Source organism: Chryseobacterium hilariae (assembly GCF_051400735.1).
In the GTDB taxonomy this organism is placed as follows: Bacteria; Bacteroidota; Bacteroidia; order Flavobacteriales; family Weeksellaceae; genus Chryseobacterium.
The window spans coordinates 302,177-328,342 of record NZ_JBLFFJ010000004.1; the positions used below are offsets into that span (position 1 = coordinate 302,177).

The 26,166-nt window shown below is 37.7% G+C and carries 22 protein-coding genes and 4 tRNA genes; 5 read left to right on the plus strand and 21 right to left on the minus strand.

The features are described from left to right. Positions 1-8: 8 nt before the first annotated feature. The 14 genes from ACMGDK_RS13885 to ACMGDK_RS13950 all read right to left on the minus strand — a co-directional run bounded on the left by ACMGDK_RS13885 (position 9) and on the right by ACMGDK_RS13950 (position 11,108). Entirely contained in the window at positions 9-998 is a 990-nt protein-coding gene (locus ACMGDK_RS13885) for an endonuclease/exonuclease/phosphatase family protein (RefSeq protein WP_436808506.1), read from the minus strand. 8 nt (positions 999-1,006) lie between these two features. Next, complete coding sequence (locus ACMGDK_RS13890; RefSeq protein WP_436808507.1) at positions 1,007-1,735, minus strand: rhomboid family intramembrane serine protease; 729 nt, start codon at positions 1,733-1,735, stop codon at positions 1,007-1,009. Between the two features lie 3 nt (positions 1,736-1,738). Further along, complete coding sequence (mutL, locus tag ACMGDK_RS13895) at positions 1,739-3,529, minus strand: DNA mismatch repair endonuclease MutL (protein ID WP_436808508.1); 1,791 nt, start codon at positions 3,527-3,529, stop codon at positions 1,739-1,741. Positions 3,530-3,994: 465 nt separating this feature from the next. Beyond that, a complete protein-coding gene (locus tag ACMGDK_RS13900) occupies positions 3,995-4,822 on the minus strand; it encodes a YoaK family protein (RefSeq protein WP_436808509.1) in 828 nt (275 codons plus the stop codon). A gap of 36 nt (positions 4,823-4,858) precedes the next feature. Next, positions 4,859-5,380 carry a hypothetical protein gene (locus tag ACMGDK_RS13905; protein WP_436808510.1) on the minus strand — a complete coding sequence of 174 codons (522 nt, stop codon included), beginning with the start codon at positions 5,378-5,380 and terminating at the stop codon, positions 4,859-4,861. A 240-nt stretch (positions 5,381-5,620) separates the two neighbouring features. Then, positions 5,621-7,024 (minus strand): HAMP domain-containing sensor histidine kinase, encoded by a 1,404-nt coding sequence (locus ACMGDK_RS13910; protein ID WP_436808511.1) that lies wholly within the window; start codon positions 7,022-7,024, stop codon positions 5,621-5,623. Between the two features lie 3 nt (positions 7,025-7,027). After that, positions 7,028-7,735, minus strand: coding sequence for a response regulator transcription factor (locus tag ACMGDK_RS13915; protein ID WP_436808512.1), 708 nt, complete (start codon positions 7,733-7,735; stop codon positions 7,028-7,030). 338 nt (positions 7,736-8,073) lie between these two features. Then, positions 8,074-8,550: a GNAT family N-acetyltransferase gene (locus ACMGDK_RS13920; protein ID WP_436808513.1), complete on the minus strand. Its 477-nt coding sequence runs from the start codon at positions 8,548-8,550 to the stop codon at positions 8,074-8,076. 22 nt (positions 8,551-8,572) lie between these two features. Then, a complete protein-coding gene (locus ACMGDK_RS13925; protein ID WP_436808514.1) occupies positions 8,573-9,988 on the minus strand; it encodes an aminotransferase-like domain-containing protein in 1,416 nt (471 codons plus the stop codon). A gap of 41 nt (positions 9,989-10,029) precedes the next feature. Beyond that, the gene (locus tag ACMGDK_RS13930) at positions 10,030-10,401 is read right to left on the minus strand and encodes a hypothetical protein (RefSeq protein WP_436808515.1); all 372 of its coding nucleotides are present in this window, start codon (positions 10,399-10,401) and stop codon (positions 10,030-10,032) included. 204 nt (positions 10,402-10,605) lie between these two features. Further along, a tRNA-Leu gene (locus tag ACMGDK_RS13935) sits at positions 10,606-10,687 on the minus strand. A gap of 170 nt (positions 10,688-10,857) precedes the next feature. Further along, a tRNA-Leu gene (locus ACMGDK_RS13940) sits at positions 10,858-10,941 on the minus strand. 5 nt (positions 10,942-10,946) lie between these two features. After that, positions 10,947-11,022 (minus strand) — tRNA-Gly (locus ACMGDK_RS13945). Between the two features lie 4 nt (positions 11,023-11,026). Continuing rightward, positions 11,027-11,108: transfer RNA gene (locus tag ACMGDK_RS13950), tRNA-Leu, on the minus strand. 175 nt (positions 11,109-11,283) lie between these two features. On the opposite strand from ACMGDK_RS13950, the gene ACMGDK_RS13955 reads away from it, so the two are divergent. The 3 genes from ACMGDK_RS13955 to ACMGDK_RS13965 are packed head-to-tail and all read left to right on the plus strand — an operon-like array spanning position 11,284 to position 13,252. After that, positions 11,284-11,661 (plus strand): DUF3127 domain-containing protein, encoded by a 378-nt coding sequence (locus tag ACMGDK_RS13955; RefSeq protein ID WP_436808516.1) that lies wholly within the window; start codon positions 11,284-11,286, stop codon positions 11,659-11,661. Between the two features lie 60 nt (positions 11,662-11,721). Next, positions 11,722-12,375, plus strand: coding sequence for a leucyl/phenylalanyl-tRNA--protein transferase (aat, locus tag ACMGDK_RS13960; protein ID WP_436808517.1), 654 nt, complete (start codon positions 11,722-11,724; stop codon positions 12,373-12,375). Then, the gene (locus ACMGDK_RS13965) at positions 12,362-13,252 is read left to right on the plus strand and encodes a DMT family transporter (protein WP_436808518.1); all 891 of its coding nucleotides are present in this window, start codon (positions 12,362-12,364) and stop codon (positions 13,250-13,252) included. The genes aat and ACMGDK_RS13965 overlap by 14 nt, the downstream gene beginning before the upstream one ends. A 340-nt stretch (positions 13,253-13,592) precedes the next feature. On the opposite strand, the gene ACMGDK_RS13970 is transcribed toward ACMGDK_RS13965, so the two are convergent. From ACMGDK_RS13970 to ACMGDK_RS13995, 6 genes are all read right to left on the minus strand, one after another. Continuing rightward, positions 13,593-14,978 (minus strand): tetratricopeptide repeat protein, encoded by a 1,386-nt coding sequence (locus ACMGDK_RS13970; protein WP_436808519.1) that lies wholly within the window; start codon positions 14,976-14,978, stop codon positions 13,593-13,595. 356 nt (positions 14,979-15,334) lie between these two features. Beyond that, positions 15,335-16,717: a phosphoglucosamine mutase gene (gene glmM, locus ACMGDK_RS13975; RefSeq protein ID WP_436808520.1), complete on the minus strand. Its 1,383-nt coding sequence runs from the start codon at positions 16,715-16,717 to the stop codon at positions 15,335-15,337. A gap of 58 nt (positions 16,718-16,775) precedes the next feature. Beyond that, entirely contained in the window at positions 16,776-17,804 is a 1,029-nt protein-coding gene (locus ACMGDK_RS13980) for a DUF4421 family protein (protein WP_436808521.1), read from the minus strand. Positions 17,805-18,024: 220 nt separating this feature from the next. Then, positions 18,025-20,058: a ferrous iron transport protein B gene (gene feoB, locus ACMGDK_RS13985; RefSeq protein WP_436808522.1), complete on the minus strand. Its 2,034-nt coding sequence runs from the start codon at positions 20,056-20,058 to the stop codon at positions 18,025-18,027. Next, positions 20,058-20,312, minus strand: a complete 255-nt coding sequence (locus tag ACMGDK_RS13990) for a FeoA family protein (RefSeq protein ID WP_436808523.1) — start codon at positions 20,310-20,312, stop codon at positions 20,058-20,060. The genes feoB and ACMGDK_RS13990 overlap by 1 nt, the downstream gene beginning before the upstream one ends. A 134-nt stretch (positions 20,313-20,446) precedes the next feature. Next, entirely contained in the window at positions 20,447-21,364 is a 918-nt protein-coding gene (locus tag ACMGDK_RS13995; protein WP_436808524.1) for a GLPGLI family protein, read from the minus strand. Positions 21,365-21,600: 236 nt separating this feature from the next. Between ACMGDK_RS13995 and ACMGDK_RS14000 the strand changes: the two genes are divergently transcribed. After that, positions 21,601-22,098, plus strand: a complete 498-nt coding sequence (locus tag ACMGDK_RS14000) for a DinB family protein (protein WP_436808525.1) — start codon at positions 21,601-21,603, stop codon at positions 22,096-22,098. Positions 22,099-22,170: 72 nt separating this feature from the next. On the opposite strand, the gene ACMGDK_RS14005 is transcribed toward ACMGDK_RS14000, so the two are convergent. Then, a complete protein-coding gene (locus ACMGDK_RS14005; protein WP_436808526.1) occupies positions 22,171-24,846 on the minus strand; it encodes a carboxypeptidase regulatory-like domain-containing protein in 2,676 nt (891 codons plus the stop codon). 431 nt (positions 24,847-25,277) lie between these two features. Between ACMGDK_RS14005 and ACMGDK_RS14010 the strand changes: the two genes are divergently transcribed. Further along, positions 25,278-26,159 carry a cupin-like domain-containing protein gene (locus ACMGDK_RS14010; RefSeq protein WP_436808527.1) on the plus strand — a complete coding sequence of 294 codons (882 nt, stop codon included), beginning with the start codon at positions 25,278-25,280 and terminating at the stop codon, positions 26,157-26,159. Positions 26,160-26,166 lie beyond the last annotated feature (7 nt).

Genomic DNA, 26,166 nt, shown 5'->3' on the forward strand with positions numbered 1-26,166 from the left:
TATGATTATTAGTTGCTGGTTGAGAATGTTCCTATCACCGGATAATGATCTGAAAGCTTTATAGTCCGGTCTACTTTATAGGTAACCGGCTGTATGCTTTTCGAGTTAAAAATATAATCTATTCTTATTGGAAACTTATAGTCATGGAAGCTTGTTGCGCTTCCTTTTCCTGCCTTCAGGAAAGCATCTTCCAGTCCTTCAGATAGGTGGTAATATTCATAAGAATTGGGAACGGAGTTGAGATCTCCCATAACAATCACAGGATATGGTGAATTTTCAATTCCTTCTTTGATAGCGCTTACCTGATCCTGGTGTTTCTTAAAAACCGGAACAAGCCTTTTAACAATGTTTTTCAGCTTTCTTTCATCTTCATCTTTGAGCCCATCAATTTTGATCATCTTTTTTTCAAATTTAAATGGCTCTAAATAAATATTGATAAAACGGTATATTTTTCCTCTGATTTCAATATCTGCCTGGGAAGCATAAGCATTATTACTTTCATAATCGCTCTTGATGAGTTCTTTGGAATCTATAATTTTATGCTTTGAAAAGATTTTAAGAATTCCATTCTTATTAATCACTTCCATATCTTTAACAGAAACTTTTTTACCGGCCTCCTGTAGCATCACAACATCAGCATTGGCATTATTCAGGTATTTTTCAATGTCAGAAGCTCCCATTAAGCCAGCTTTTACATTAAAAGTAATAACCTTAAGATCTGCTGTTTCTTTTTTACCTGAGGAAAAATTTATCCATCTCTGTACGGGATGCATAAAGATAAGCCCGGCTAGCATAAATATAAAAGTTCTTTTTTTCCGGCTGAAAAGCCAGAAAAGCGTAAATACTGCATATATGACAATAAGAACAGGGAAACCTAAGGAAAGCATATTAAACCACGGAAATACTTTAGGTGGCACATAGGCATTCAGAAAGGTACAAAGCAGCAGGAATAAAACGCCTACATGCAGGATTAATATAATAAGACGGAAGACTTTCACAGATGTTTCTAATTGAATCTATACAGATGTTTCTTCCAGATCCTTGCAAGAATCCAGCCAACTAATGCCCCTCCAACGTGAGCCAGGTGAGCAATACCACCTCCGTTCCCGGAAACACCCAGATATATGGAAACTACAATAACAATAGGCATGAGATATTTTACCTTTATAGGAACCGGGATAAACATCATCATGATTTTTGAATCAGGATAAAGTGTTGCAAAAGCTGTTACTACTCCGAAAATAGCTCCGGAAGCACCAACCATGGGTGTTGCCACAATTCCCTTTAAGCTCTCCAGCAATTCTTTCTGCTTAAGAACTGATGCCGCATCTCCACTAAAACTTACGCTTGCTCCGGATAAATAGGCGTTGACATTGAACCCAAGCTGCTGCAATTCACTCGTAAGCTGCTGTGCTTCAACGAAATTCCATAAATTAAAAAGGAAGAATGCTCCTAACCCGCTTAGAAAATAGAGAATTAAATATTTTTTATCTCCTAATGTCTGCTCCAGGATGGGCCCGAAACTGTAGAGAGTCAGCATATTAAACAAAATGTGCATGATGCTTCCATGCATAAACATATGGGTAATGATCTGCCATGAATGGAAAAACGGGGAAAAAGGATAAAACCCGGCAAGATAGCCGATTACCTGGTTTCCAAGAAAATAAGTCCCAATGAATACAATAACATTGATAATGATAATATTCCTTGTGATGGGCGGTATATTGTTAAACATTTTTTAAAATTTGTTTTTAAAATCATTAAACGGAACTTCATAAAAGCATCTCTTGCCATCCGGTAAAAATTCCGGGAAGCCTAATGCTGTAAAATCTTTGATCATCTGTTCCGCATCTTTTTTATAGATAAAATCAAACCTTGATTTTGATTGCATTTTGTTCCATTGGTTGAGATAAAACTGCATAAACTCTTCTTCAGTCTTATATTCCAGGATTTCAAAAAGGTTCTCCAGGAACTTCATGGCCTGAGTTTCTTTCAATCCTTCAGGAAGTGCATCTATCCTCAGCACGCTTTCATGTGCAATTTTCATGTCAAACCCAAGTTCAGGCAGAAATTTTTTAAAAGAATTGTATTTATTCTTTTCTATTTCGTTCATATGATACTCCAGAGAAAACAGAAGTGTATGGCTGTTTGGATTGATATTAGGCTTTTTGGAGGTCTTATTGTTTTCGGACACAACCAGCCTGTGCATTCTGCCAAGGTCCAGCATCAGGGTTACATCGCCTTTATTGAACAGCCAGTAACCGTTCGGCAGCCTCATCAGATCCTCATCAAAATCTTCGTCTTCAAATAGATTGATCTTTGAGGGTTCTGCCGTAATATTCTGGTGGTACATTTCCGTCAGGTTCTGGATCTCTTCGGGACGTACATTTCTTTCTTCAATAAAAGGGTTATAGTCCTTGTCCACTATAATTTCCGGCATTTTGATCACCCCTCCGCCACCGTTTCCTTTGCTTGGAAAAGGTTTGTTCATCATCGCATCCATTTCAGGATCTTTATCAAAATCAAGGCTCGGAGAAACGTTATAGATCCCCAGGGATCTTTTAATGGTGGAACGGAGAAGAGCAAAAATAAGGTGCTCGTCTTCAAATTTCACCTCCGTTTTCTGAGGGTGGATATTTACGTCTATTTTTTCCGGATCCATTTCAAGATACAGGAAAAATGTAGGAACATAACCCGGCAGAAGCAGTCCTTCGAAAGCTTCCTGAACCGCTTTATTGAAATAAGGGCTTCTGAAATATCTTCCGTTCACGAAAAGAAACTGCTCGCCTCTGGATTTTTTAGCCCCTTCCGGCTTCGCAACGAATCCGTGAAGCTTACACCAGATGATATCTTCTTTGATAGGAATCAGCTGTGGCTGCAGTTTACGTCCGAAAACATCCACAATACGCTGCATCTGGCTTCCTTTTCTTAATCTGAAAACGGCCTCATCATCATGAAACAGGGAAAACTCCAGGTTTTCATGAGCTAAGGCAACACGCTGGAATTCATCAATAACATGTCTGAATTCAACATTATTATTTTTAAGGAATTTTCTTCTGGCCGGAACGTTGTAAAAGAGGTTCTTGACCAGAAAATTAGATCCGTCGGCTGTCTGTATAGGATCCTGGAACTGAAAAACACCACCTTCAATATAGATATTTGTCCCAATTTTAGCATCATTTTGCTTTGTTCTCAGTTCAACCTGAGAAACTGCAGCAATAGAAGCTAACGCCTCACCCCGAAATCCTTTTGTAACGATTTTGAAAATATCTTCTGTTCCTTTGATCTTTGACGTCGCATGTCTTTCAAACGCCATTCTGGCATCAGTCTCAGACATTCCTTTACCGTCATCCACCACCTGGATCAGGTTTTTTCCGGCATCCCTGACAATCAATTCTATCTTGGACGCTCCTGCATCAATAGCATTCTCCAAAAGTTCCTTCACAATGGACGCAGGTCTCTGCACCACTTCTCCTGCCGCAATTTGGTTAGCTACATGATCCGGTAAAAGCTGAATAATATCTGACATAAAACGTATAATCAACTTACAAAAATAGTCAATGAAAACCGGAATTAAAACATTAAAACCGTGAATTAAAATTTAATTATCAACATTTTCATCACATTTTGTGTCCTCTTTGGTTTTTAATCCTCAACAGAGGGAAAGAATTCTGAAAGGCTAGTATTTTTTAACGCTAAGTTTAAAGATGGGCTGTTTTAGCTTTAAGAGATGCAAAGAGGTGTGGCGATGCCACTGGCCGGACGTATGTATTATTCATGTGCTTAGTGAAATTAATCAAAGATTGATTCCTACTTTTCAGTCTTAAAAATAAATGCCTTAATATCAGTCTTGCATTAAATAAAAAGGCTCTTTAAAAGTGACTAATTTCTGATTAATAACCAAGGAAGACACCCCTTTTCTTCCATCGAAAAGGGGTGTTTCACAGCTAGTTTACACAAAAATGATTTAATATTTATTTTATTTCTTTATCGCTTATTCATCAAAGACAAGCGTTCTTTTTTGTTTTCTTTTGGGAATACCATGGACTTTGTCGTATAGATAAGCCAGTACATTAGGCTTTTTATAAATTCTGCTGTATCGGTATTTGGTATTAAAGTGTCTTATATGAATCTTATAGGCATCATAGCCAATCACCACTAAAAGACAGATGCTGATCACATAAAATACCCTGAATTCAAGATAATAATAAGTAAGTCCTGAAAAAACAGCTCCCAAAACATAGGATGCCATAATACTCATAAGTAATTTTGCCCTTCCGATCAGCTCACCATTCTTTCTGTATTTTTTCTGGGTAAACATGGAAAGCAGGATTCCAAGGTCGGTGGTGGTTCCCGTAAGATGGGTTGTTTTCACCGAAAAATTGGAAATACTTGCTGTAAGGCCGTTCTGAAGTCCGGTGGCAAAAAGCATCAGCGCTACCAGATATTCAGTTTCTTCCAGTGTTTTCTGATAGTAGAACTGTCCATATATCCCCACAAACAGTAAGCATATAATTTCTAAAACAATGGGCATGGAATGTGCAAAATATTTACTCTTTTTATTAAAGTTGATCACTATGAAGTTGGACAGAAAGCTTCCGAAGAAGAACAGAAAGATCCACGCTCCTACCACAGCCACCTGCGTCCAGTTTCCTTTACTGATCTCAGCAGCCAGGATGGCATAATGTCCCGTTACGTTCGAGGTAAAAGAGAGAAATATTAACAGAGAGGCGATATTTATAGTCCCTGCAGTGAATGCAGTCAGCGTTCCCAATCTGATATTGTCTCCCAACGTTCGGCTGTTACTATAATTTCTTAACATTTTTTATTCTTTATATTGTTGTGTTTTTCTTTTTTCTTAGACCTCCACAAAGACCTCAGCCAATCTTCCTCTTTCCGGAAGCCGTTCAGCGATTTCCACCTTAATTTCCCAAGCTTGAAGCGTTCTGCATTTTTTAATATAAGGGGCTATATCAAACTTTCCTTTGCCTTTACTCTTAATGGATAGCGAATAATAAGCTTCTTCAATATTCTCTGCCTTCACATAATTATTGAATGTTCTCTGAAAGCTTCCTGTGAAAATATCGCAGACGATCTTATTAATTAAATGCGGATATTTATTTCTGATAATTCCATAGGCATCACAGAATTCCTGCGGCCTGATCTTATTAAAAATGGTGCTTTTTGTGTTGAATAGAAGATCCCTGATGGAATCTCCTCCATCATATCCTGAAACCAAAAGAATAGTATACTGGTTCTGGTCTTCCGAAGCTTCTTTCTCTTTCAGCACTTTTTTTAATATATTCAGTGACTCAAGAGAGTAATCCGTTGCGATTAAGATTGTTTTGGTCATATCTTTTAGATTTAGGTTTGTTGTCATATTTTGATGATACAAAACTAAAACGGCAAGATTAAAAGCTCTTTGGAACGGAATTAAAATGTGATTAAAGAGATTAAAATGAGATTAGAATATTGTTAACAGGCGTTAATATGAGACATTTGAGATGGATACTTTAATTTTTCGGAGGAATGAAAATAAAGTGTGTAGATTTCTCTCGTTGATTTAAGAGATTAAGCAGATTTTTTTTGTTTTTTGTCGTTGTGGGATTGCTCTTTGCTATTAAGCTCCTTCCGGTCTCGTACTGTAGAAATTAGGAAAGCGCATCTGTACGGTTGTTCCCTGGTTTTCGTGAGAACTTACGATCAGCTCGCCGTTGTGCATCCTTACAATATTTCTTGCCAACGGAAGCCCTATTCCATAGCCTTCATAATTCTTAGTGTTGGAAGCCCGGAAGAACGGGTCATAGATTTTGTTCATTTCCACTTCCGGAATCCCAATCCCGAAGTCTTTTACAATGATATAAACATCTGTATCCGTGGCACCCAGCGAAACTTTTACCTGCTGGAAATTAGAATATTTACAGCCGTTGTTGATAATATTGGCTACCGCAAGATGGAGCAGCTGTTCGTTGCCCTGTACTTTTAATTTTTTAGGGTTATCAGGAAGCATACTGATATCCAGATAGATATTATTTCTTGAATCAATCTTTCTTAATGTTTCAATGACATCCCAAAGCAGTTGATCAATTCTTACTTTATCAATTTTTTGGATCTTTCCATCGAAACCGGTCTGAGCAATCATTAATAAAGCCTTGATCTTTTTATCCAGCTTTTCTGCTTCATCAAGAATAATCTCCAGAGTTTCTTTGTATTCATCAGCTGTTCTGCCAATAGAAAGAGCTACATCCGCTTCTCCCATGATCGAGGTAAGAGGAGTTCTCAGTTCATGGGAGACATTTCCTATCAGGTGATTTTGGGTTTCAAATGAGGTTTCTATACGGTTCAGCATTCCGTTGAAAGTATCTACCAGCTCATTAAGTTCCTTATTGTCAGGCTGCGGTTCCAGCCTCAGGTGAAGGTTCTCGGAGCTGATCTCTTTTACTTTACCGGTAATTTTTAAGATGGGTTTGAATAAAGTTTTAGACAGATAAAAAGAAAAGATCATGCTGAAGAACAAAGACAGCACGATACAGGTGATCAGCGTTCTCTTTAAAAATCCCAGGTAATAAATTACATAATGATTCTTGGCAGAAGCAATGGCAATATAGTCTTTATCATCATATTTGAAGGTCTGCCCGATATAATAGAATTCTTTATCATTATAATTGGCCTCTCCTTTTCTGACGATACTTTTGAAAAAATAATCCGGAATATGAACCTCCTGTGAGATCTTTCTGAAATTGGAATCCGCCGGAACCGCAAAAACATAGTCTCTTTCCATGGGAAGCTCCTCATCATTCAGACCGTTCAGGATATAGTTTTCGGGGAGATCAAGATGGTCCTTGCTTTTTTCGATCTGAACAATGGTGGTTGTGCGAATCTTCAGCAGCTCATAAAACCTTTGATGTGAAAAGTTGACAATCGAAAAATACACCAACCCGCTGAACAGCAGAATGATGGCAGTAAATACCAGCATTAAGAGCACCATTGTTTTGGTCTGATTTGTGACAACTTTATTAAACATCCATTAAGGTTTTTTCAGTACATACCCCATTCCTATCACAGTGTGGATCAGCTTATTATCATCCTGGCTATCCATTTTTTTCCTTAAATAATTTACGTAAACATCTACTACATTGGTTCCCAGCTCATAATTAACACCCCATACTGCATCCAGAATTTCAGCTCTGGAAATTACTTTTTCGGGATTATTCAGAAAATACAATAGAAGTTTATATTCTGTGGAAGTTAAAGAAATTTCATCTCCGGCGCGGGTCACTTTCTTTGTGTAATCATTAACGATCAGGTCTGAAAACTGGAACACATGCTCATTGTCAGGCTCCGGCTCGGCAGTTTCCTGAGGGTTTATTCCATTACTTCTTCTCAATAGTGATTTTACCCGGGCTACCAGCTCAATGAATTTAAAAGGCTTAACGAGATAATCATCGCCACCACTTTCCAAGCCCAAAACAATATTTTCTGAGGTTCCCAGTGCCGTCAAAAACAGGATCGGAACATGCTGATTGGTTTTCCTGATCTCTTTACAAACATCCAGACCATTCATTTCCGGCAGCATAATGTCCAAAATTACCAGATCGAACTCGTTGCCTTGTACCAGCTGTACACCCGTACGCCCGTCAAAAGCCACTGAAACTTCGTATCCGTTTTCCTGAAGCCCTTTCTTTATAAAAGAGACTACGCTGGTTTCGTCTTCGATGAGGATAATCTTTTTCATTGAAATAAGGAATTTCACAAAAATAGGGAAAAAGTCTGAATAGACATTCGGGAAGACGAAACCTCACGAACAGAAAGAATCTTAACAAGAAATGGTGAAAAGCCTGAAAACAATTTTATCTCTATCGCAAAGGCAAACAAAGTAGATTTTCCGATATGTATAGTAAGAAAAACAAAGGTATTTCATTCAGCAAAGTAATACAAGTATGTCTTGTGTATTGATTACTAATAAGTGAAACAGCTTTGTTTTCTTAAAAATCAACTAAATGCTTTATGAGCTCTGTTTATTATTGTGTCCCTCCTTTAATCTTATTCCGGAGTATGTTTGAATTTAACTGTTTAAACATTAAATTCCAACAGCATCTGTGTATTACAGCGGTTATAAGCTGAACCACAGATTGGCATGTGTTTAAAACCAAGCTTTTCATATAATTTTATTGCAGGAACGAGCACGGAGTTTGTTTCAAGAGAAATACTTTCTGCATTTAATTCCCTGGCTTTATCTACTAAGGACTTTCCTATCAGATAACCTATTTTTTTTCCTTGTGCTTTGGGGCTTACAGCCATCTTTGAGAGTTCAAATCTAAGGGGTGAATCGGATATTTTCACCAATGCACAGGTTCCGACAGCTTCATTATCCAATATTGCAAAAACAATATATCCTCCTTTATTTATAATATGCTCTTCAGGATTGTCCAGTAGTTTATAATCACCTGCCTCCATGGTAAAAAATGTTTTGATCCATTCTTCGTTTAATGCCTTGAAAGCTTCTTTATACTGAGGGTCATAAGCTATAATTTTTACTTCATTGTTCATATTATCATTAATATAGTGTTTATTAAATTCTTTTTTTTACCATTTTTGCCAGCTTTTCAAGATCACTTTCTACCCTGTCCGTCCATTCCAGGGCATAATTCAGGCGCATACAGTTCTGGTACTGATTGTATTGGGAAAACATTCTTCCGGGCGCAAAGCTTATTTTCTGACTCATTGCTTCATCATACAGGTCTTCCGTACAGATTCTTTTATCCAGCTCCAGCCACAGCATAAATCCTCCTTTGGGTTCCGAAATTTTGGTATTATCCGGGAAATACTGAATCACTGATTTCTGAATCTGAAGGTAGTTCGCATACAGTTTATTTCTGAACATTCTCAGATGGTGATCATAGCGGCCGTGTTCAAGAAAATCTGCAATCACATCAGGATACAGGGACGGACTGCACACGGTCTGTACCAACTTCTGCCGGATTACCTTTTCTTTAAACTTTCCGGGAGCCACCCATCCTACCCGGTAGCCCGGCGCTAGCGTCTTGGAAACCGATCCTATCCACATCACAAGGCCAGCCTCATCATAAAATTTACAGGGTTTTGGTCTTTCTGATCCGAAATACAGGTTTCCGTATATATCATCTTCGATCAGAGGAACGTTATATTCCGTGATCATTCTTACCAGTTCTTTTTTATTCTCATCAGGCATCTGAAAGCCTAACGGATTATTGAAATTCGTTACAAAACAGCACGCAGAAAGTGTAGGCAGCACTTTTTTCAAAGCATCCAGATCTACCCCGTAAATAGGATGGGTAGGAATCTCCACTACCTTCAGACCCAGTTGCTGGATCGCCTGAAGCACCCCAAAATAGACCGGACTTTCCACCGCTACGGAATCCCCGGGTTTCGTCACTGCCATCAAGCAGGTATACACTGCATTCATGGCTCCGGAGGTGATGACCAGATCATCTTCTGATATTTTTCCTTCCAGCACCAGAGCCCATTTGGCTGCTTCACGGCGGAGATATTCGCTTCCCTGTACCGGTTCATAATCTGTCCCGCTGTCATTCTTTCTCTTGATCACATTGATCATGCATTTTTTAAGCTTCGCCAAAGGCAGGAAGCTTTTCCCCGGAATACCTAAAGCAAACTGGGTAACATCTGTACCGTCAATGGTTCCGAATACTTTATCAATAAGATCTTCCGGCGTATTTTTCTTCTCAGCCACTTTCATTGGAGCCACTGAAGGCAATGCCAACTTTCTTTGGGAAGTCTGGCTCACAAAATAGCCATATTTGGGACGGGATTCTACCAGAGAGCGGCTTTCCAGCTCCATATAAGCCTGTTTTACAGTATTCAGGCTGACATTATAGAGTTTTTGAGCACTTCTTAGTGAAGGCAGTCTGTCTCCTTGCTGCAGCGTATCGCTTTTGATCTGCTCAGTGACAGATTTTGCTATTCTAAGATAGAGAACGTCTTTTGACATAAAGTCTCAGTTTTAAGTAAATGTACAAATTTATTGACGTTTTAGCCAACATTCAACCAGCTGATCATTCTGATAATACTGCTTTTCAACTGTTCTGCATTCCGGAAATTTGCTGAATTGTTTTTATTAAAATAACGCTCTGCCTGAAGTTTAAAATTCTTTTTTTCGGAGTCTGTAAAGTCACTTTTCCCATAGATCTTAAATGTGATCTCTCCTTTTCCGTTAATGATCAAGCTTGCAAAACCCAGAATCTCATTTCTTTTCTTAACCAAAAGAAAGGGTACACCGAAATCCTGGTTTAATCTGGACAGATTCTGTGACTGCAGAAAAATATTTTTCAGAGTCTGCATATCTGAAATATAGACGTCAGCATATTGAAACTGCTGCTGCTGGTTTCGAATAATAGTTTCCATAATACTCTGTTTTAGTATAACAAAGTTATGGAGTATTCCATTAAGGATACAGATACAGAAGTTATTATTATATTGGGTACAGATTAAAGAATTTGTAGTTTTACTCGAAGAGCATTACATCTGAGGCTTTAAATACTCGAGCGTTTATATGAGGCTTTAAAATAAAAAACCCCCTGTAACAATACAGAGAGTTTTTTAGCAAAGTGCGGATGAAGGGACTCGAACCCCCACGCCTCACGGCACCAGATCCTAAGTCTGGCGTGGCTACCAATTACACCACATCCGCTTAATTTTTTTGTGTAAAGAATTTGTTCTTTTGTAATTACAAATATAAAACATTTTGCTTTAAAATAAGAACTAAAAAAACATAAATACTTATAAACAATGATAAATAAACGATTCTTACAAACCTTTTAAAAATAAAAAACTCTCCGTTGAAATCAACAGAGAGTTTAGTACCCCGGGCGGGACTTGAACCCGCACGTTCTTACGAACACAGGATTTTAAGTCCTGCGTGTCTACCAGTTCCACCACCAGGGCAGGTGTGGAGCGAAAAACGGGATTCGAACCCGCGACCCCAACCTTGGCAAGGTTGTGCTCTACCAGCTGAGCTATTTTCGCATAGTGCGGATGAAGGGACTCGAACCCCCACGCCTCACGGCACCAGATCCTAAGTCTGGCGTGGCTACCAATTACACCACATCCGCTGGTTTGTTTTGTTTATTTTAAAGAGCTTGCTTCGTTTTTGTGAGTGCAAATATAGGACTTTTTCCATTGTCTCCAAACTTTTCAGAAAAAAAAATTAAAATTCTCACATTTTTTTCCAGGTCCTCCAATTATTACATTTCATTTTCTTACTTTTACAACGTTAATTATTACAATATGGAATTACAAGGAACGGTAAAGAAACTTTTTGATGCTCAGACATTTGCAAGCGGCTTTCAAAAAAGAGAAATGGTTATTTTAACCCAGGAACAGTATCCACAGCCGATAAACATAGAATTTTTGTCTGATAAAATCAGTTTATTAGATAACCTGAAGGAAGGTGAAAATGTAAAAGTGGGAATCAATATCAGAGGAAGAGAATGGGTTTCTCCTCAGGGTGAGACTAAGTATTTCAATTCTATTACAGGATGGAGAATAGAAAAAGTTATGGATAACGGATCCGAGCCTACACAAGCTTCTCCTTCTCAATCTGCATCTCCGGTTTCCAATGAAAACCCTTTCGCTGGTGACGATGATGATGATTTACCTTTTTAATTAAAAAATAAGATCAAATATAAATCCTGCTTTCTCAAGTGGGATTTTTTTTCCAAAAAAATGGTCCGATTAGACGAAAACGAGATTTCATTCCCCGATCCTGAACTTTATGACGGTCACGATGGCCTGGTTGCCTTTGGTGGAGATTTGTCTACAGAACGGGTTTGGTTTGCCTATCAGCTTGGGATTTTTCCGTGGTATAATCCTGGAGAAGAAATATTATGGTGGTGCCCGGATCCAAGATTTGTCCTGTTTCCTGGCGAACTGAAAGTTTCCAAGTCGATGCGGAAAATACTAAACAGGGGTGTTTTTACATTTTCGGAAAACAAAAATTTCAGGGAGGTTATCTTAAACTGCCAGCAAACCAGCAGAAAGGGACAGACGGGAACATGGCTTTCGGATGAGCTGATGGAGTCTTTCATTCAGCTTCATGAGCATGGATTTGCCAAAAGCATTGAGGTATGGCAGGACGGAAAACTGGTTGGAGGTTTTTACGGTCTTCTGATCGGAAATGTTTTCTGTGGTGAAAGTATGTTTGCGAAAGTAAGCAATGCTTCTAAAGCCGGCTTCATTCATTTTGTGGAAAGCAACAAGAACAGCATTGATCTCATTGACTGTCAGTCTCATACCGAACATCTGGAAAGCTTAGGCGCAAAAATGATTCCTAAAAAAGAATTTTTAAACATCTTACACAAAAACAATGAACGCAGATAAAGAAAAATGGATCCTTCTGATTGTATTAACTGTTATCTGGGGCTCGTCTTTTATTTTAATCAAAAAGTCTCTTGAACATTTCAGCCCGTACCAGGTGGGAGCGCTCAGGGTTCTGATCGCCGGAATCATTTTAATGCCGGTCGCGATTTCAAAATATAAACTGTTTCCCAAAAAGCATTTGAAGTGGCTTATCCTGGCTGCATTTACAGGAAATTTCATTCCTATGTTTCTATTTCCGATTGCGGAAACGGAAGTAAGCAGCAGTATCGCCGGAATTATCAATTCAATGATGCCTATCTTCGTGATCATTGTGGGCGCGCTGATCTGGAAATTTGAAACAACCAAAAGGCAGATCATGGGAACAATAATCAGCTTTGCTGGGGTCTGTTTACTGGCTTTTGGAGGAGATGGAGAGGGTGGAAAGTTTAAACTCATTCCGATATTACTGTTGTTATTGGCCACATTGTGCTATGCTGTAAGCACAACAACGGTGAAGTCTAAGCTTATGAATGTCTCTTCCACGATTTTATCAGCATTCGTTTTTTCATTTGTTTTATTTTTCCCTTCTCTGATTGCTTTAGCATTCACGGGATTCTTTTCAACATTCACATTTAATGAAGATAATATGCTGGGGCTGATGTTTGTGGGATTATTATCCATCTTTGGAACGGGGCTGGCCATGACTTTAAATTACAGGCTATTGAAGGTATCTACCCCGTTATTTGCTTCCACCGTAACTCTGCTGATGCCTATCGTTGCTATTATCTGGGGCTTTTTAGATGGTGAAAAACTGAGCTTCTTACAGTTTGTGGGGGCAGGAGTCATTATCGGCGGACTGATTTTTTTAAGAGCTAAATCCGTTGCTGTAAAAAAGTAAGCTTTTTGTACTATTTTAACATAAAGCAGATTAATTCGAATGCTATTTTAACTGGATTCAGGATAGGATTAAAATTCAACGCAATGATAAACAAAGTTTTATAAAGCAATCAGTTGGTTTTTAAGATAACAAAGCCGTTTCACTTATTGGTAAGCAATACATAGGAATCATATTCTATTACTTTACTAAATGAGCATTCTTGTTTGCCTTGCGATAAAAATAAATATTTTGACCAAGTTCAAAAATAATAAGGAAATGGGAATTCTTTTATTTTAAACTTATATCAACTAAAAATCCCGCATTGCTGCAGGATTTTTTATTTATGATTTTAATTTAATCATTAAGAATTCTTTTTCTTCTTCACCTTGGCCTTGACTTTCTTTACCTCATCTTTAATGAAAGGATATTTTTTCTGCATATCTTGAGCAAGCGATGCGTCGATATTTAAAGCTTTCTGAAGAGATTCTGCTCCTTTTTCCGGGTTTCTCAGGTTGAAATAGCAGTTGCTGAGCTGATAATAAAGCTCCGCTCTGTCATGTACCTTTAAGGCATTGTCCAGAATAGTTACCGCTTCTTCATATTCCCCGAGAAGCATCAAAACCTCTGAATAGGCATACCAGTTATAAAATCTTGATGGTTCTGCATCTACCAGCTTTTTCAGGCAGGCAAGGCTTTCTTCAAATTTTCCGGAATCAATGAACAGAAACGCCAGTCTTTTCTGATAGTCAAGATTACTGTCATTCAGCTGGGTGGCTTCTTTTGCAAAGTGAAGGGCTTCCTTCATCCCTCCCATTTCTTCATAAAGATAAGACTGTTCCATCATCGCAAGATAAAACTGAGGGTCTTCTCTCAGTGATTTCTGGAATGCGTTTAAAGCCATTATAGACTGTTTCTGCGCCTTATAGCACAATCCTATTTTATAAAATGTAAATGCTTTGGTATATTCAAGCTCAAGCATTTCCTCATAAACCTCCACCGCCTTCTGGTACTGTGCCAAGGCTTCATAACAGGCTGCTTTGTTTGCATATACACCTACAGAACTTGAATTAATAGCCAAAAGATAATCATATCCTTTTATGGCTTCTTCATAGTTCTTTCTGTTGAAGTAAAACTGTCCGTATTCAAACCATGCGGTTTCGGAATAGGCAAATTCATCTAAATATTCATTAAGAAAGGCAATAGCCTCCTCGCTCTTATTCAGGTCGCTGAAGCAGATCATACAGTTTTCGAGAGAATACTCATCCATAGGATCTTCTTTCAGGGCTTTTCTGTAGTGTTTAAGAGCGTTAAAGGGATCTCCCAAGTTTACATATTCGTCCGCAATAAAGTTGTGAAGGAAGTTTTCTTCTTCCTGCAGTTCTAGGGCTTTTTTGCAGATGTCAATGGCTTTTCTGGGGTTACCCAGGTTCGAATAATACTTCGCATAGCAGACCATAAAGTCTGTGTTTTCCATGGATGAACCTTTCAGTTCGTCAATGAGTTCTTTTGCGGTATTATAATCTTCCCATTCCAAAAGAATTTCAAGTCTTTTGATCTTGATATCCAATGAATTGGGATGAAGCTTAAGGCCATAATTAACAGCATTGTCTGCGTAGTTAAAATCTCCCAGCTCCAAATAATAAACAATAATGTCTTCTAGCTCTTCGGTATCGAAGTAGAATTCATCATTATTTTCCATCATTTCCTCGAACTTTTTTACAAGTTCATTTCCAAAATACTCTTCCAATAGTGTCGTCTTTGTCGGCCCGATGTCTGAATATGCTTACAAACCTCGGCAAACTTTTTAATTAATAATAACCTCTGAAACTGAAATTCAAATGTTTATGCAAAGTTGCAACTTTTTTTTGAATTATTTTTTCATAAATTTCTATATTAAAGATAGTAAAAAAAGAAAACAGATAAAAGGATTGTGGATAAAAACCGGAAATTGTGGTTAAATAGTTACAACGTTCCATTTTTCGGCTCTATCTCAAAATTCAGGACTGATGCATTTATTCTGTTTTCTTTTCTTTCTTTTGGACTATTTAAAAAGAAATCCAGCAAAAAAAGAACGGAGCATTTCTGTTCCGTTCCTGTTTTATTTTAAATTAAACTTTTAATTTTAGCGATGATATCATCTCCAAGCTTATCGGCTTCTTCCTGTGAGTGGGCCTCAGTATAAATCCTGATGATAGGTTCGGTATTGGATTTTCTCAGGTGAACCCAGTTCTTTTCAAAATCAATCTTAACACCATCCACGGTAGAAACTTCTTCATTCTGATATTCTTTCTCCATTTTGGCTAAGATATCATCCACATCGATCTCCGGTGTCAGCTCTATTTTCTTTTTGCCCATGAAGTATTCCGGATATCCGGCTCTTAGCTGGGAAACCGTTTTGTTTTCTTTGGCCAGATGAGTTAAAAATAATGCAGCTCCAACCAAAGAGTCTCTTCCGTAATGTAGATCAGGATAGATAATTCCTCCGTTTCCTTCCCCGCCAATCACGGCATTTTTCTCTTTCATCAGGTTTACTACGTTTACTTCTCCTACAGCACTTGCAAAGTATTCTGAATCGTGGCTTCTGGCAACATCCCTCAAAGCACGGCTAGAGGAAAGGTTTGATATAGCAGCGCCTTTCTTATGTTTCAATAAATAATCTGCAACGGCAACCAAGGTATATTCTTCCCCGAACATTTCTCCTTTTTCATCAATCAAGGCTAGTCTGTCTACATCCGGATCTACAACGATTCCTAAATCTGCATTTTCTTTTTTTACAAGCTCGCAGATATCTCCCAAATGCTCTTTCAAAGGTTCAGGATTGTGCGGGAACTGTCCGTTCGGTTCGCAGTATAATTTAATCGTTTCGCAGCCAAGCTTATCCAGAAGCATTGGAATTGCAATTCCTCCTGTAGAGTTTACAGCATCCAGTACTACTTTGAATTTTTTAGCTTTAATGGCTTCAACATCTACCATCGGAAGATCTAAAATCTGCTGAATATGAATGTCAAAAGCATCATTTCTTGTTTCATATTTTCCAAGATCATCTACTTCTGCGTAGTTGAAATCTTCACTTTCAGCAAGAGCGAGTACTTTTGCGCCGTCATCGCCGCTGATGAACTCTCCTTTACCGTTCAACAGCTTAAGGGCGTTCCACTGTTTTGGATTGTGGGAAGCAGTCAGGATAATTCCTCCGTCTGCATTAAGCTCGGGAACCATTATTTCCACCGTTGGTGTTGTGGAAAGTCCAAGATCTACTACATTTATTCCCAATCCTTGCAGAGTAGCTGTTACCAGTGAGGAAACCATTTCCCCGGAAATTCTGGCGTCTCTTCCTATAACAAGGGTTAAATTTTTTTTATTCTGTGTATTCTGAAGCCATGTTCCAAATGCTGATGCAAATTTCACGACATCCAGAGGGGTTAAGTTATCATTTACTTTTCCTCCGATCGTTCCTCTGATCCCGGAAATAGATTTTATTAACGACATTCTTTTTTTATTTTTTTAATTGGTTTCGGTAGCAAAGATACTTAAAAGACCTAATAAGTTATAGAATGGGAATCTTTTTCTGAACCCTATCATAATTCCTTTTGATAACCTTCGGTGGCGGAAAACGGTAACCTATATAAAGCAGGCCGTATAGATTGTTATTTTGAACATTCTGGTTATTTTTTTCATTGTAGGCATAGGCATTGACATTAAATTTTCCTCCGAACAGAAACCGGTCTGTATTATATCCAATATGAAGCCCGCTGGCAAACTTCAGGGTTAGATACTGTGTATTTTGCTTGTTTAATTTTGTCCCGTCATTCTGAATATCCCAGCTGCTGGAAAACATTCCGCCTAAGCCCAACGATATATGGGGAGCAATATTTACTCTTTTTTTCGCACCCAGCACCCAATTGTAAAAGTAACCCATACTGCCGCCGAAACTGTATTGGGTTTCTTTACTTTTCTTTCCGTTTAAAATATCTCGGAATATGGAAAGGTCATAATCTACAATGGGAACCCAGCTCCCGCGGCTTTCTTTCTGCCATTCACCCTGTGTGTAAATACTTTTCAGTGAGAAATGATCTTTCATCACATAGGCCGTAGATCCTCCGAAACTCTGAACCCTCAGATCAGGAAACTGGAGATATGGATCTCTTCCTTCTTTCCAGTCCGGGAAAAAGTCGTTCATATTTTCCATGTAAAATCCTTTTACATTTTTGTAATAAACGGTTTGGATAAACTTTTTTGGGAAAAACCTGAACCTCAAGTCTGCATAAGAGCTGCTTCCTTTGAGCGCATCATCATTATTCCCGGGAAGAAAACTTGGTGTGAATGAAACAGTGGCACTTATAATCCTATAATCAACAGAAAAGGAAGCTCTTGTTTTATTGTTGATTGAAAAGATGGTTTCAAAAGGTTTATCCTCAGGGCCTTCTGTAAAAACATATTTTTCAATATTGGTATCGAGATTTATACGGACCATTACCTGATCTGCATAGGACTTGATTTTAGTGGTATCGATCTGAGCGTTTGCCCAAATGGTTAGAAGTGAGAATAAAAAGACAGCTGCTGATTTCGGGCTCAAATCGAAAAGGTTTTAGTTTCAGAGAATGAAATTACTACAATTTTTTCAATTATAGGCTTAAAACAGGATTAGGAGCAACCACAATCTTTGTCGCAGTTGGTTCTTTTGGAACTGAATTTTTTCGGTGCAAAATTCTTTCTGAGTACTTTAAATAAAGAATAACAGGCAAATGCAACGATCAGTATGATAATTACGTACTGAAAAATTAATGAAGTATCCATTATTTTAAAATCTGATATGCTATCAACGACACAAAATATGCCAAACCGGTCATCATCACAACCTGAAAGCCGGTCCATTTCCAGCTTTTGGTTTCTCTGAAGACTACTGCAAGTGTAGAAACACACTGCATTGCAAATGCATAAAATAAAAGCACGGAAATTCCCGTTGCGAAACTGAACACTTTCTCCCCGTCAGGCTTTACGTCTCTTCTCATTTTATCTATTACTTTCACCTCCGGGGCATCATCATCCAGGCTGTAGAGCGTAGACATTGTTCCCACGAAAACTTCTCTGGCCACAAAGCTTGTCAGAATTCCCACACCCATTTTCCAGTCGTAGCCCAAAGGTTCAATAAGAGGCTCGATTCCTTTACCCATTTTAGCCAGATAGGAATGATCCAGTTCTACATTGGTAGCCACAAACTGATTTGGATTCTGCTTGGGTCCGAAGTAGCTTAAAAACCAGACTATGATGCTTACAATAAAAATAATCTTTCCTGCCCCAGTAACGAAATCCCAGACCTTACCCAGCACCATTTTAAGGTCGTATCCGAAAAGTGGTTTTTTATAAGTAGGCAGATCCATCACAAGATAGGTCTTATCTTTATTTTTGATAAATCTTTTTAAAACTGCTGCTGAAAACAGCGCTACAAGGAAGCCTAAAAGGTACATTCCCATCAGTACCAGCGCTTTATATTTAATTCCTAGGAAAGATCCGTCAGAAATGATCAGACCGATAATGATGCTGTATACCGGAAGTCTTGCGGAACAGGTCATGAAAGGCGTAACCAGTATGGTTAATAATCTTTCTTTTACATTCTCAATATTTCTTGTAGAAATCACTGCGGGAATAGCACAGGCAGTTCCTGATACCAACGGCACTATACTTTTCCCATTCAGTCCGAAAGGACGCAGCAGCCTGTCCATAAGGAACACTACTCTCGCCATATATCCTGAATCTTCCAGCAGGTATAGGAAATATAATAAAATACCAATCTGCGGGGCAAATACTACAATTCCTCCGATTCCGGGAATAATTCCGCTCGAAATCAGTGAATTGACAGGCCCTTCCGGCAGGTGTTCTGCTGTAAAAGCAGCCAGCCATGAGAAGGAATCCTCGATCCAGTTCATCGGATATTCTGCAAGGAAGAAAACGCTTTGGAAAATAATCAACAGGATAAAGAGAAAAACAACATAGCCCCAGAATTTGTGGACCAGCACTTTATCTAATTTTTCTGTTAAAAGCTCTTTGAACTGGGCTTTTTTAGTGATTACATCTGCTAATATTTTATCTACACTCTGATATCTTCTTACGGTCTCCTGAACCTGGAGCCGCTTTGGAACCATACTTTTGGGATCGGGCTGGTTAAGAAGATCTTTTATGGATTCTATTCTTCCGATATCGGAGCCTAATGAAAGACTCATCCAGGCTTTATATTCGTTGTCGAGACCTTTGTGGGCTGCTATTTTTTGAATAAAATCTTTATGTTCGTTTGGTGTTTCAAAGGAGATCTTATCTGCTTTTTTAAATCCGTCTTTCAGGACAGCTTCTTTGATCTCTTCTATTCCAATCTGTTCTTTGGCATTGGTCTGGATAATTTTAATTCCCAGAGCATCAGAAAATTTCTGGATATCAATGCTAATTCCTCTTCTTGCTGCCTGATCGATCTGATTGACCACCAGGATCATAGGAATACCAAGATCCTGTATCTGCTGGAAAAGAAGCAATCCCCTTTTTAAGCTTAATGCTTCAAGAATATAGATTACACCTTCATAATTTTCCTGCTCATCAATAAGAAATTTGGAAAAAATGGCCTCGTCTTCTGAACTTGGATATACGCTGTACGAGCCTGGTAGATCGATTACTTCAACCTCCTCATTTTTATAGGTATAATTTCCGGAATGGCTAGCAACGGTAACTCCTGCATAATTTCCGGTCTTTTGTTTTTTGTTGCACAGTGCATTGAAAACCGTAGACTTTCCTACATTAGGGTTCCCGACTAAAAGGACCTGTTTTTTCTTATTTTCCTGCATTAATTCAATTCTTCAACAATGATATATTCTCCTTCTTCTTCACGAAGAGCGATGCGGCTTTTTTCTTCTCCAAATTCTACATACATGGGACCATTGAAGGGTGCCTGGTACAATATCCTGAAAATGGTTTCCGGTAAGAGGCCCATTTCTATGATCTTGTTTGGCATTTTCAGGTAATCGTTATCGTACCCCAAAATCTTCCCCATTTTGTTTTTAGGGAAATCACTTAATTTATGTAAGTTAATCTGTTTCAAAGCCGGATTTTTTGTAAGGGCAAATATACGCTATTTAAATTTAATCTAAATAACGAAAGGGTATGAAAGAAATCAACCCAAATACATTGCTGTATCCGGGTTGATTCAAAATATAATTTAGTTGATATGAATGCTTATTTTTTCTTTTTGTCCTCCTGTGCTGATGATATTTCTATCGGGTTGTCATTGGCACTGTAAAAGTCTTTGTACTGCTTCTCCTGCTTTTTCACCATATCGCCAACCGTACCATCCATTCCCGGAACTGTTTTGGACAACATTTCCTGCGTCATCATAGGTCTTATGGATGCAAAAGGATCTTTTTTGAAATCGCTGAATGTTTTTTCAAATTTTTCTCTTGACAATTCATTTACTTTTCCACCTTTTGCCTGCATCAGATTTTCGATATAAGAATATTCCGTATAATCTTTCACTTTCTTGTTTCCCTGTAAAACCCACGAATAATTTTTCTGATCATCTTCAATTTTAACAATCAAACCTGGCAGCCCAAAGAATTTGTAAGGGCCATCCTGAAATGGTAGGTCTGTACTGAACCAAGCCGTCCATTTTCTCCCTCCGAATTCAGTAGTTGCTTTTTGAGTGTTATACTCTCCTATTTTTTGTTTATCATTAAGGATATTCCAGTTAAATTTTAAGTCTTCACTATATCCAATATTAGTTGGTGTAAATCCGCTCGCTATTTTATCGACATACTGCACTTTCATGCCTGGATATGATTTGTATATTCTGGCTGAAATTTTAGGGGTTTTAATGGTTTTTGACAAATCTTTCATGATTCCTGCTTTCTGCATGGCTTCAATTTCAACTTTCATAATAGAATCCTGAGCAATCACAGTATAATCCTGATAAATTGATCTGTTTTTGTCTGTAATATCCAAGATTGTAATTACTTTATCCATCTTGGTAGAATCTTTCTTCGGCTTAAAAGTAAGTTCATAAAAGAACCTGTTTGCTGTTTCTTTTGATTCTTTGGAATCCTGTGCTGATCCAAAAGCAAAAAGAGCAATAAAGAATACAGAAAATAGATTTTTCATTGTAATAACATTTACTAATTAGTTATCAATTGCTGTAATATGTTACATTTTTTTTCAAAATTTTATTTAATACAGCGTAGATCACTGATGACTAGCAACATACCGTACATCATTACATTTGTTAGAATTTCCAAGAACACATTGATTATCCCCAAGCAATAGAATAAAATTATGATTTCCTTAAAACATTTTCTATCCCAAAAGCCTTACCTTTAAGTACTTAAAAACAAAATATTATGGATACTTTATCACAATTTAAAGATGAGCTGGAAACAGAATACCAGACGACGCGGAAATTTTTCGAAGCTTATCCTGAAGGGAAAAACGACTATGCACCTCATGAAAAAAGCATGAAAATGATGCCTCTTGCCACTCATATTTCCGAGATTTTCGGATGGCCGGACGTGATGCTGAAAACTTCTGATCTGGATTTTGCAAAAGGAGATTTTCAGCCTAAGCATCTTTCTACCAAAGAAGATCTTCTTCAAACCCTGGATGAGAATTTCAAATCTGCGCAGGCAGCTCTTGACAATGCTAAAGAAGAAAACCTTAATGAGACCTGGGCTTTGAAAAACAATGGCCATGAAGTGGCAAAGTGGACCAAATACGGCTCTATCCGCCATTCTTTAAACCAAATTACGCATCACAGGGCGCAACTGGGAGTATATTACAGGCTGAATGATATTCCTCTTCCCGGAAGCTATGGTCCATCCGCAGATCATCAGAGCTTTTAGTAATCTGAACAAATATATCTCAAATAAAAAACCAATCTCTGTGAGATTGGTTTTTTATTTTATTTTTTATTGTTACTTGAAGTTGAATTTAACGGTAAACATAACCTGGCTTGGACGGAGTTGATATCTTGTAAAAGTAATGTTTGTAGTATTAATATCATACGTTTCGAATACTTTTTTGTTGGCTATATTCATCCATTTAAGCTCAAAATCAATTTTCTTTTTAGCCCAGGTAAACTGATATGAAATGTCATAGAATCCGTTGTGGTATTTTTGATCAGCGGCATTTGTATTTACCTGATCCCAGTTGAATCCAATAGTGTGGTCTTCAACAGGATAGAAGAACGCACCAAGATTATGTGTAAATCCGGTTCTGGTGGCACTGGAGTTTATATTTCCTGTACTGGTTTGCTTTGTTCTGGAAATACTTGCATTATAATCTATGCTCATCCAACTGAAATAAGTGTTATTGAATTTAATTCCGTAAGACTGGCTGTTGTTGTTGTTTGTAAAAGAATTATTATTCAGGAATGCGTCAGATTTTGCTGTATTGTTGCTGTAGCTAAGAGAGGCGTTTGTTTTAAACTTTGGAAAATATTTTCCTACTTCTACGCTGTAACCGTTATTTAACACATGATTATCCTGTTCTATATATTGCATTACGGTATAACCTGCTCCATTAATTAACGGGTTTGAAATCAGGTTTCTTTTAGCATCCGAAAATCTGTAATTGATATTGAAGAATAAATTATTCAAAGGATTTCTGTATTCCAATCTTGTTCCTGCAGATTTATTATTATTCTGAGGTATAGGATTATTGATGTCCATTGCATTGATTCCGCTTGGAGAGGTCATTAAGAATCCTGAATAAGCCGTGTTTATTTCTCCAAAATTGTTATTAATATTAGCATTTACCGAAGCTTTCCAAAAAGAAGCAAAAGTATACTGTGCAAAAACGCTTGGCTCGAAAGTCACTTTATTTACATCCTTGGCAACATTTCTTAATGGATCTTCTGCTTTAATGTTATTAGAGTTTACTGGAAAATTGGCATACAACATCCAGGAATCATTTTTATAATTTACCCCCAAGCTTCCGTAAGGCGTTGCTGTAGTATACGTGAGATCATTACTATAGGCTGTCGGAAGTGCTCCTGTTGTAACAATATTTGATAAATCTGAAACTAAACTTGTTGTTTTAAAATTAAATCCAACTTCCGGAGTGAACGTCCATCCTTTTGTAGAGAATCCAATATTCGCAGAATGATTGGCTTCAATCGTTTTAAGTCTCAGGCTCTGTTTTGCAAAATTCTTAGGCTCAGGAGTGAATCCCGGAATGTCCAGATAAGAGGCCGGAAAAACTTTCAATGTCTGTTTATCTGTCTGGTAACTTACAAAAGATAAAAGATTCACCATTTTTTCTTTCCACGGAATAATGGTACTCAGGGAGTTCTGGAAAGATGTTGTTGGAGATTCTATTGCTTCATCGCCGTGTCTTTTCACTCCGCTTGCGGCGTCCGTTCTGTCAACAATCCCTCTGTCTGCATTCCAAAACTGAGAAAAGCTTGTGGTGTTTTTAAAGAATCCCTTTTTGGCATTTTTTGTAAATATTAATTCTCCTTTTGCCTTATCTGTATAAAAATTATTAAGAATGTTTACAATATTAGAGCTTCCCCCAAAATAATCTGTCTGGCTGTAAGATTCTCTTTCAACTGCATTATTGGTATAATTGGCATTGGCTTTAAGCTCCCATTCTTTCTTTTTGTCGATATTGGTAAGATAATTTGCCGACAGGTAATGCACATTGTTCATCAAATATCTTTTTACCGGAAGGTTCGGTGTACTTGCATTTTCTACATTCAGCCAGTCGTTCTGAGAGGTATTGGTTCTTCTTCCTTCAAATCTGTTTCCGAAAGCTAAGATATTTCCTTCATTTTCCACCTGCTCACCCATATTGTTAGTTTTGTAATTCACCACCCACTGGCTTTTCTGTCCAAAAAACATCGGGGTAAGTTTAACATTCCATAGCCACGGATCTCCAAAGCCTGTTCCTACTTCTCCTCTTCCGGTCATGGTAACGGAGTTTTTTAACTTGATATTGATTGCCGCCTGATCAGAAGGTACTTTATCCTGAAGAATCTTTACAGGCTGGTGGTTTTCAAGGACTTCCACTTTCTGCACTGCATCTTTGGGAAGCGAGTTGTTGATAGTTCCATATCCGCCTTCCATCAGGTCTTTTCCGTTAACATAAAATTTATTGATGGCATTTCCCTGGTAAAGAATTGATCCGTCCTTATTGACTTCAATACCTGGAATTTTTCTCATTACATCGGCAAGTGTTCTGTCACTTTTACTGTCAAAAGCTTTAAGATCATAGGCAATGGTATCGCCTCTTGCGGTAATCATCTTTGTTTTAAGCTGGACTTCTTTTATTTCTGTAGCTTCAGACTGCATTTTGAAGGTCAGAGTCTGGTCGCTGTTACTGATCTGTTGGGTTAGGGGTTTTTGGTTGAATGCTTTTACTTTCAGATCCACATTAGGTTCCGCAGAAGTAAATGTCACTTTATATTCTCCCTTGGAATTGGTAATTCCATATGCCAAAATAGCATCTTTGCCAGGCTCTTCTATGGTAACACTGGCACTGGGAATAGGAGATCCGTCTTCATCAGTAATTTTCCCTGACACTGTTTTCTGTGCAAATGTGAGCACCATGAAAAAAAGCATCAGAAATAAGGAAATCTTTCTTTTCATAATTTATTATTTGCTTAATTAGTTCGTAGCTTGTGTTTTTTGTTACACTTTTATAAAGATGTATTTTAATGATAAAGGTTAAATGTCTAACACTATAAACTTAGTGATATTTTTTATAAATTCAATTTTTAATAAACTATTTGGGAAATATGTAAATTCGATTTCTAAAATATGTTTGGTATGTAAAATCGTCAAAATATGTTTATATGCCTGAATTTAAATCATTGATCATTCTATCAAGATCTAACATTTTTCAATAAAAAAAGCTCTGACAATAAAGGAAAATCCCTGCAGAACCTAGAGAAGAATTGTATTTCAAATTTTTTATTTAGTCTAAATAGTTAAAAATGATTTGAATCATAGATTAAAAAATACTTAAACACTGATTCATATATATTTATTTAATAATTTTGTAACATAAAATTTATAGAATGGGAATTATTTTAAAGCCTATAGATGTTGTAGATGATATTACTCAGGAAGAGTTTACGGAAAAATATCTAAAGCCCAGAAGGCCCGTTGTCATTAAAAATATGGCAAGAAACTGGCCTGCTTACCAGAAGTGGACTATGGATTATGTAAAAGAAGCAGTAGGTGATGTGGAGGTTCCTCTTTATGATTCCAAGAAAGCTGACCCTGCAGCTCCCATCAATACGCCCACTACAAAAATGAAGTTTGCAGATTATATAGACCTCATCCAAAAAGAGCCTACTGATCTGAGAATCTTCTTTTTTGATCCCATAAAACATGCTAAAAAATTACTGGAAGACTATATTTCTCCTAAAGCACTGATGGGAGGTTTCCTTGATAAATATCCGTCTATGTTTTTTGGTGGTAAAGGCTCTGTAACCTTTCTTCATTTTGATATTGATATGGCGCATATTTTCCATACTCATTTTAACGGGAGAAAACATGTGAAGCTGTTTGAATATAAGTGGAAAGAAAGACTGTACAGACTTCCTTATGCAACCTATGCACTGGAAGATTATGATATCGACAACCCTGATTTCGATAAATATCCCGCCCTGGACGGTGTAGAGGGAATTGAGTGCTTCCTTGAGCACGGTGATACGCTTTTCATGCCTACCGGGTGGTGGCACTGGATGAAATACCTGGACGGAAGTTTTTCTATCTCTTTGAGAGCATGGGATAAATCCTGGGCAGTAAAGGCTCATTCTTTATGGAACCTTACCGTACAGCGTAAATTTGACGATATTATGAAGTCCAACTTCAAAAAGAAATACATGGACTGGAAAGAAAAAGTAGCTGTTAAACGAGCAGAAATTGCTTTAAAGAGAGGCTTACCGAAATAAAACAAAA

What these genes read in the sequence shown, in the direction of transcription:
- ACMGDK_RS13890 (WP_436808507.1), bottom strand. Translation starts at nt 1,735, where the DNA reads ATGTTTAACAATATACCGCCCATCACAAGGAATATTATCATTATCAAT.
- mutL (WP_436808508.1), bottom strand. Translation starts at nt 3,529, where the DNA reads ATGTCAGATATTATTCAGCTTTTACCGGATCATGTAGCTAACCAAATT.
- ACMGDK_RS13900 (WP_436808509.1), bottom strand. Translation starts at nt 4,822, where the DNA reads ATGTTAAGAAATTATAGTAACAGCCGAACGTTGGGAGACAATATCAGA.
- ACMGDK_RS13905 (WP_436808510.1), bottom strand. Translation starts at nt 5,380, where the DNA reads ATGACAACAAACCTAAATCTAAAAGATATGACCAAAACAATCTTAATC.
- ACMGDK_RS13910 (WP_436808511.1), bottom strand. Translation starts at nt 7,024, where the DNA reads ATGTTTAATAAAGTTGTCACAAATCAGACCAAAACAATGGTGCTCTTA.
- ACMGDK_RS13915 (WP_436808512.1), bottom strand. Translation starts at nt 7,735, where the DNA reads ATGAAAAAGATTATCCTCATCGAAGACGAAACCAGCGTAGTCTCTTTT.
- ACMGDK_RS13920 (WP_436808513.1), bottom strand. Translation starts at nt 8,550, where the DNA reads ATGAACAATGAAGTAAAAATTATAGCTTATGACCCTCAGTATAAAGAA.
- ACMGDK_RS13925 (WP_436808514.1), bottom strand. Translation starts at nt 9,988, where the DNA reads ATGTCAAAAGACGTTCTCTATCTTAGAATAGCAAAATCTGTCACTGAG.
- ACMGDK_RS13930 (WP_436808515.1), bottom strand. Translation starts at nt 10,401, where the DNA reads ATGGAAACTATTATTCGAAACCAGCAGCAGCAGTTTCAATATGCTGAC.
- ACMGDK_RS13955 (WP_436808516.1), top strand. Translation starts at nt 11,284, where the DNA reads ATGGAATTACAAGGAACGGTAAAGAAACTTTTTGATGCTCAGACATTT.
- aat (WP_436808517.1), top strand. Translation starts at nt 11,722, where the DNA reads ATGGTCCGATTAGACGAAAACGAGATTTCATTCCCCGATCCTGAACTT.
- ACMGDK_RS13965 (WP_436808518.1), top strand. Translation starts at nt 12,362, where the DNA reads ATGAACGCAGATAAAGAAAAATGGATCCTTCTGATTGTATTAACTGTT.
- glmM (WP_436808520.1), bottom strand. Translation starts at nt 16,717, where the DNA reads ATGTCGTTAATAAAATCTATTTCCGGGATCAGAGGAACGATCGGAGGA.
- feoB (WP_436808522.1), bottom strand. Translation starts at nt 20,058, where the DNA reads ATGCAGGAAAATAAGAAAAAACAGGTCCTTTTAGTCGGGAACCCTAAT.
- ACMGDK_RS13995 (WP_436808524.1), bottom strand. Translation starts at nt 21,364, where the DNA reads ATGAAAAATCTATTTTCTGTATTCTTTATTGCTCTTTTTGCTTTTGGA.
- ACMGDK_RS14000 (WP_436808525.1), top strand. Translation starts at nt 21,601, where the DNA reads ATGGATACTTTATCACAATTTAAAGATGAGCTGGAAACAGAATACCAG.
- ACMGDK_RS14005 (WP_436808526.1), bottom strand. Translation starts at nt 24,846, where the DNA reads ATGAAAAGAAAGATTTCCTTATTTCTGATGCTTTTTTTCATGGTGCTC.
- ACMGDK_RS14010 (WP_436808527.1), top strand. Translation starts at nt 25,278, where the DNA reads ATGGGAATTATTTTAAAGCCTATAGATGTTGTAGATGATATTACTCAG.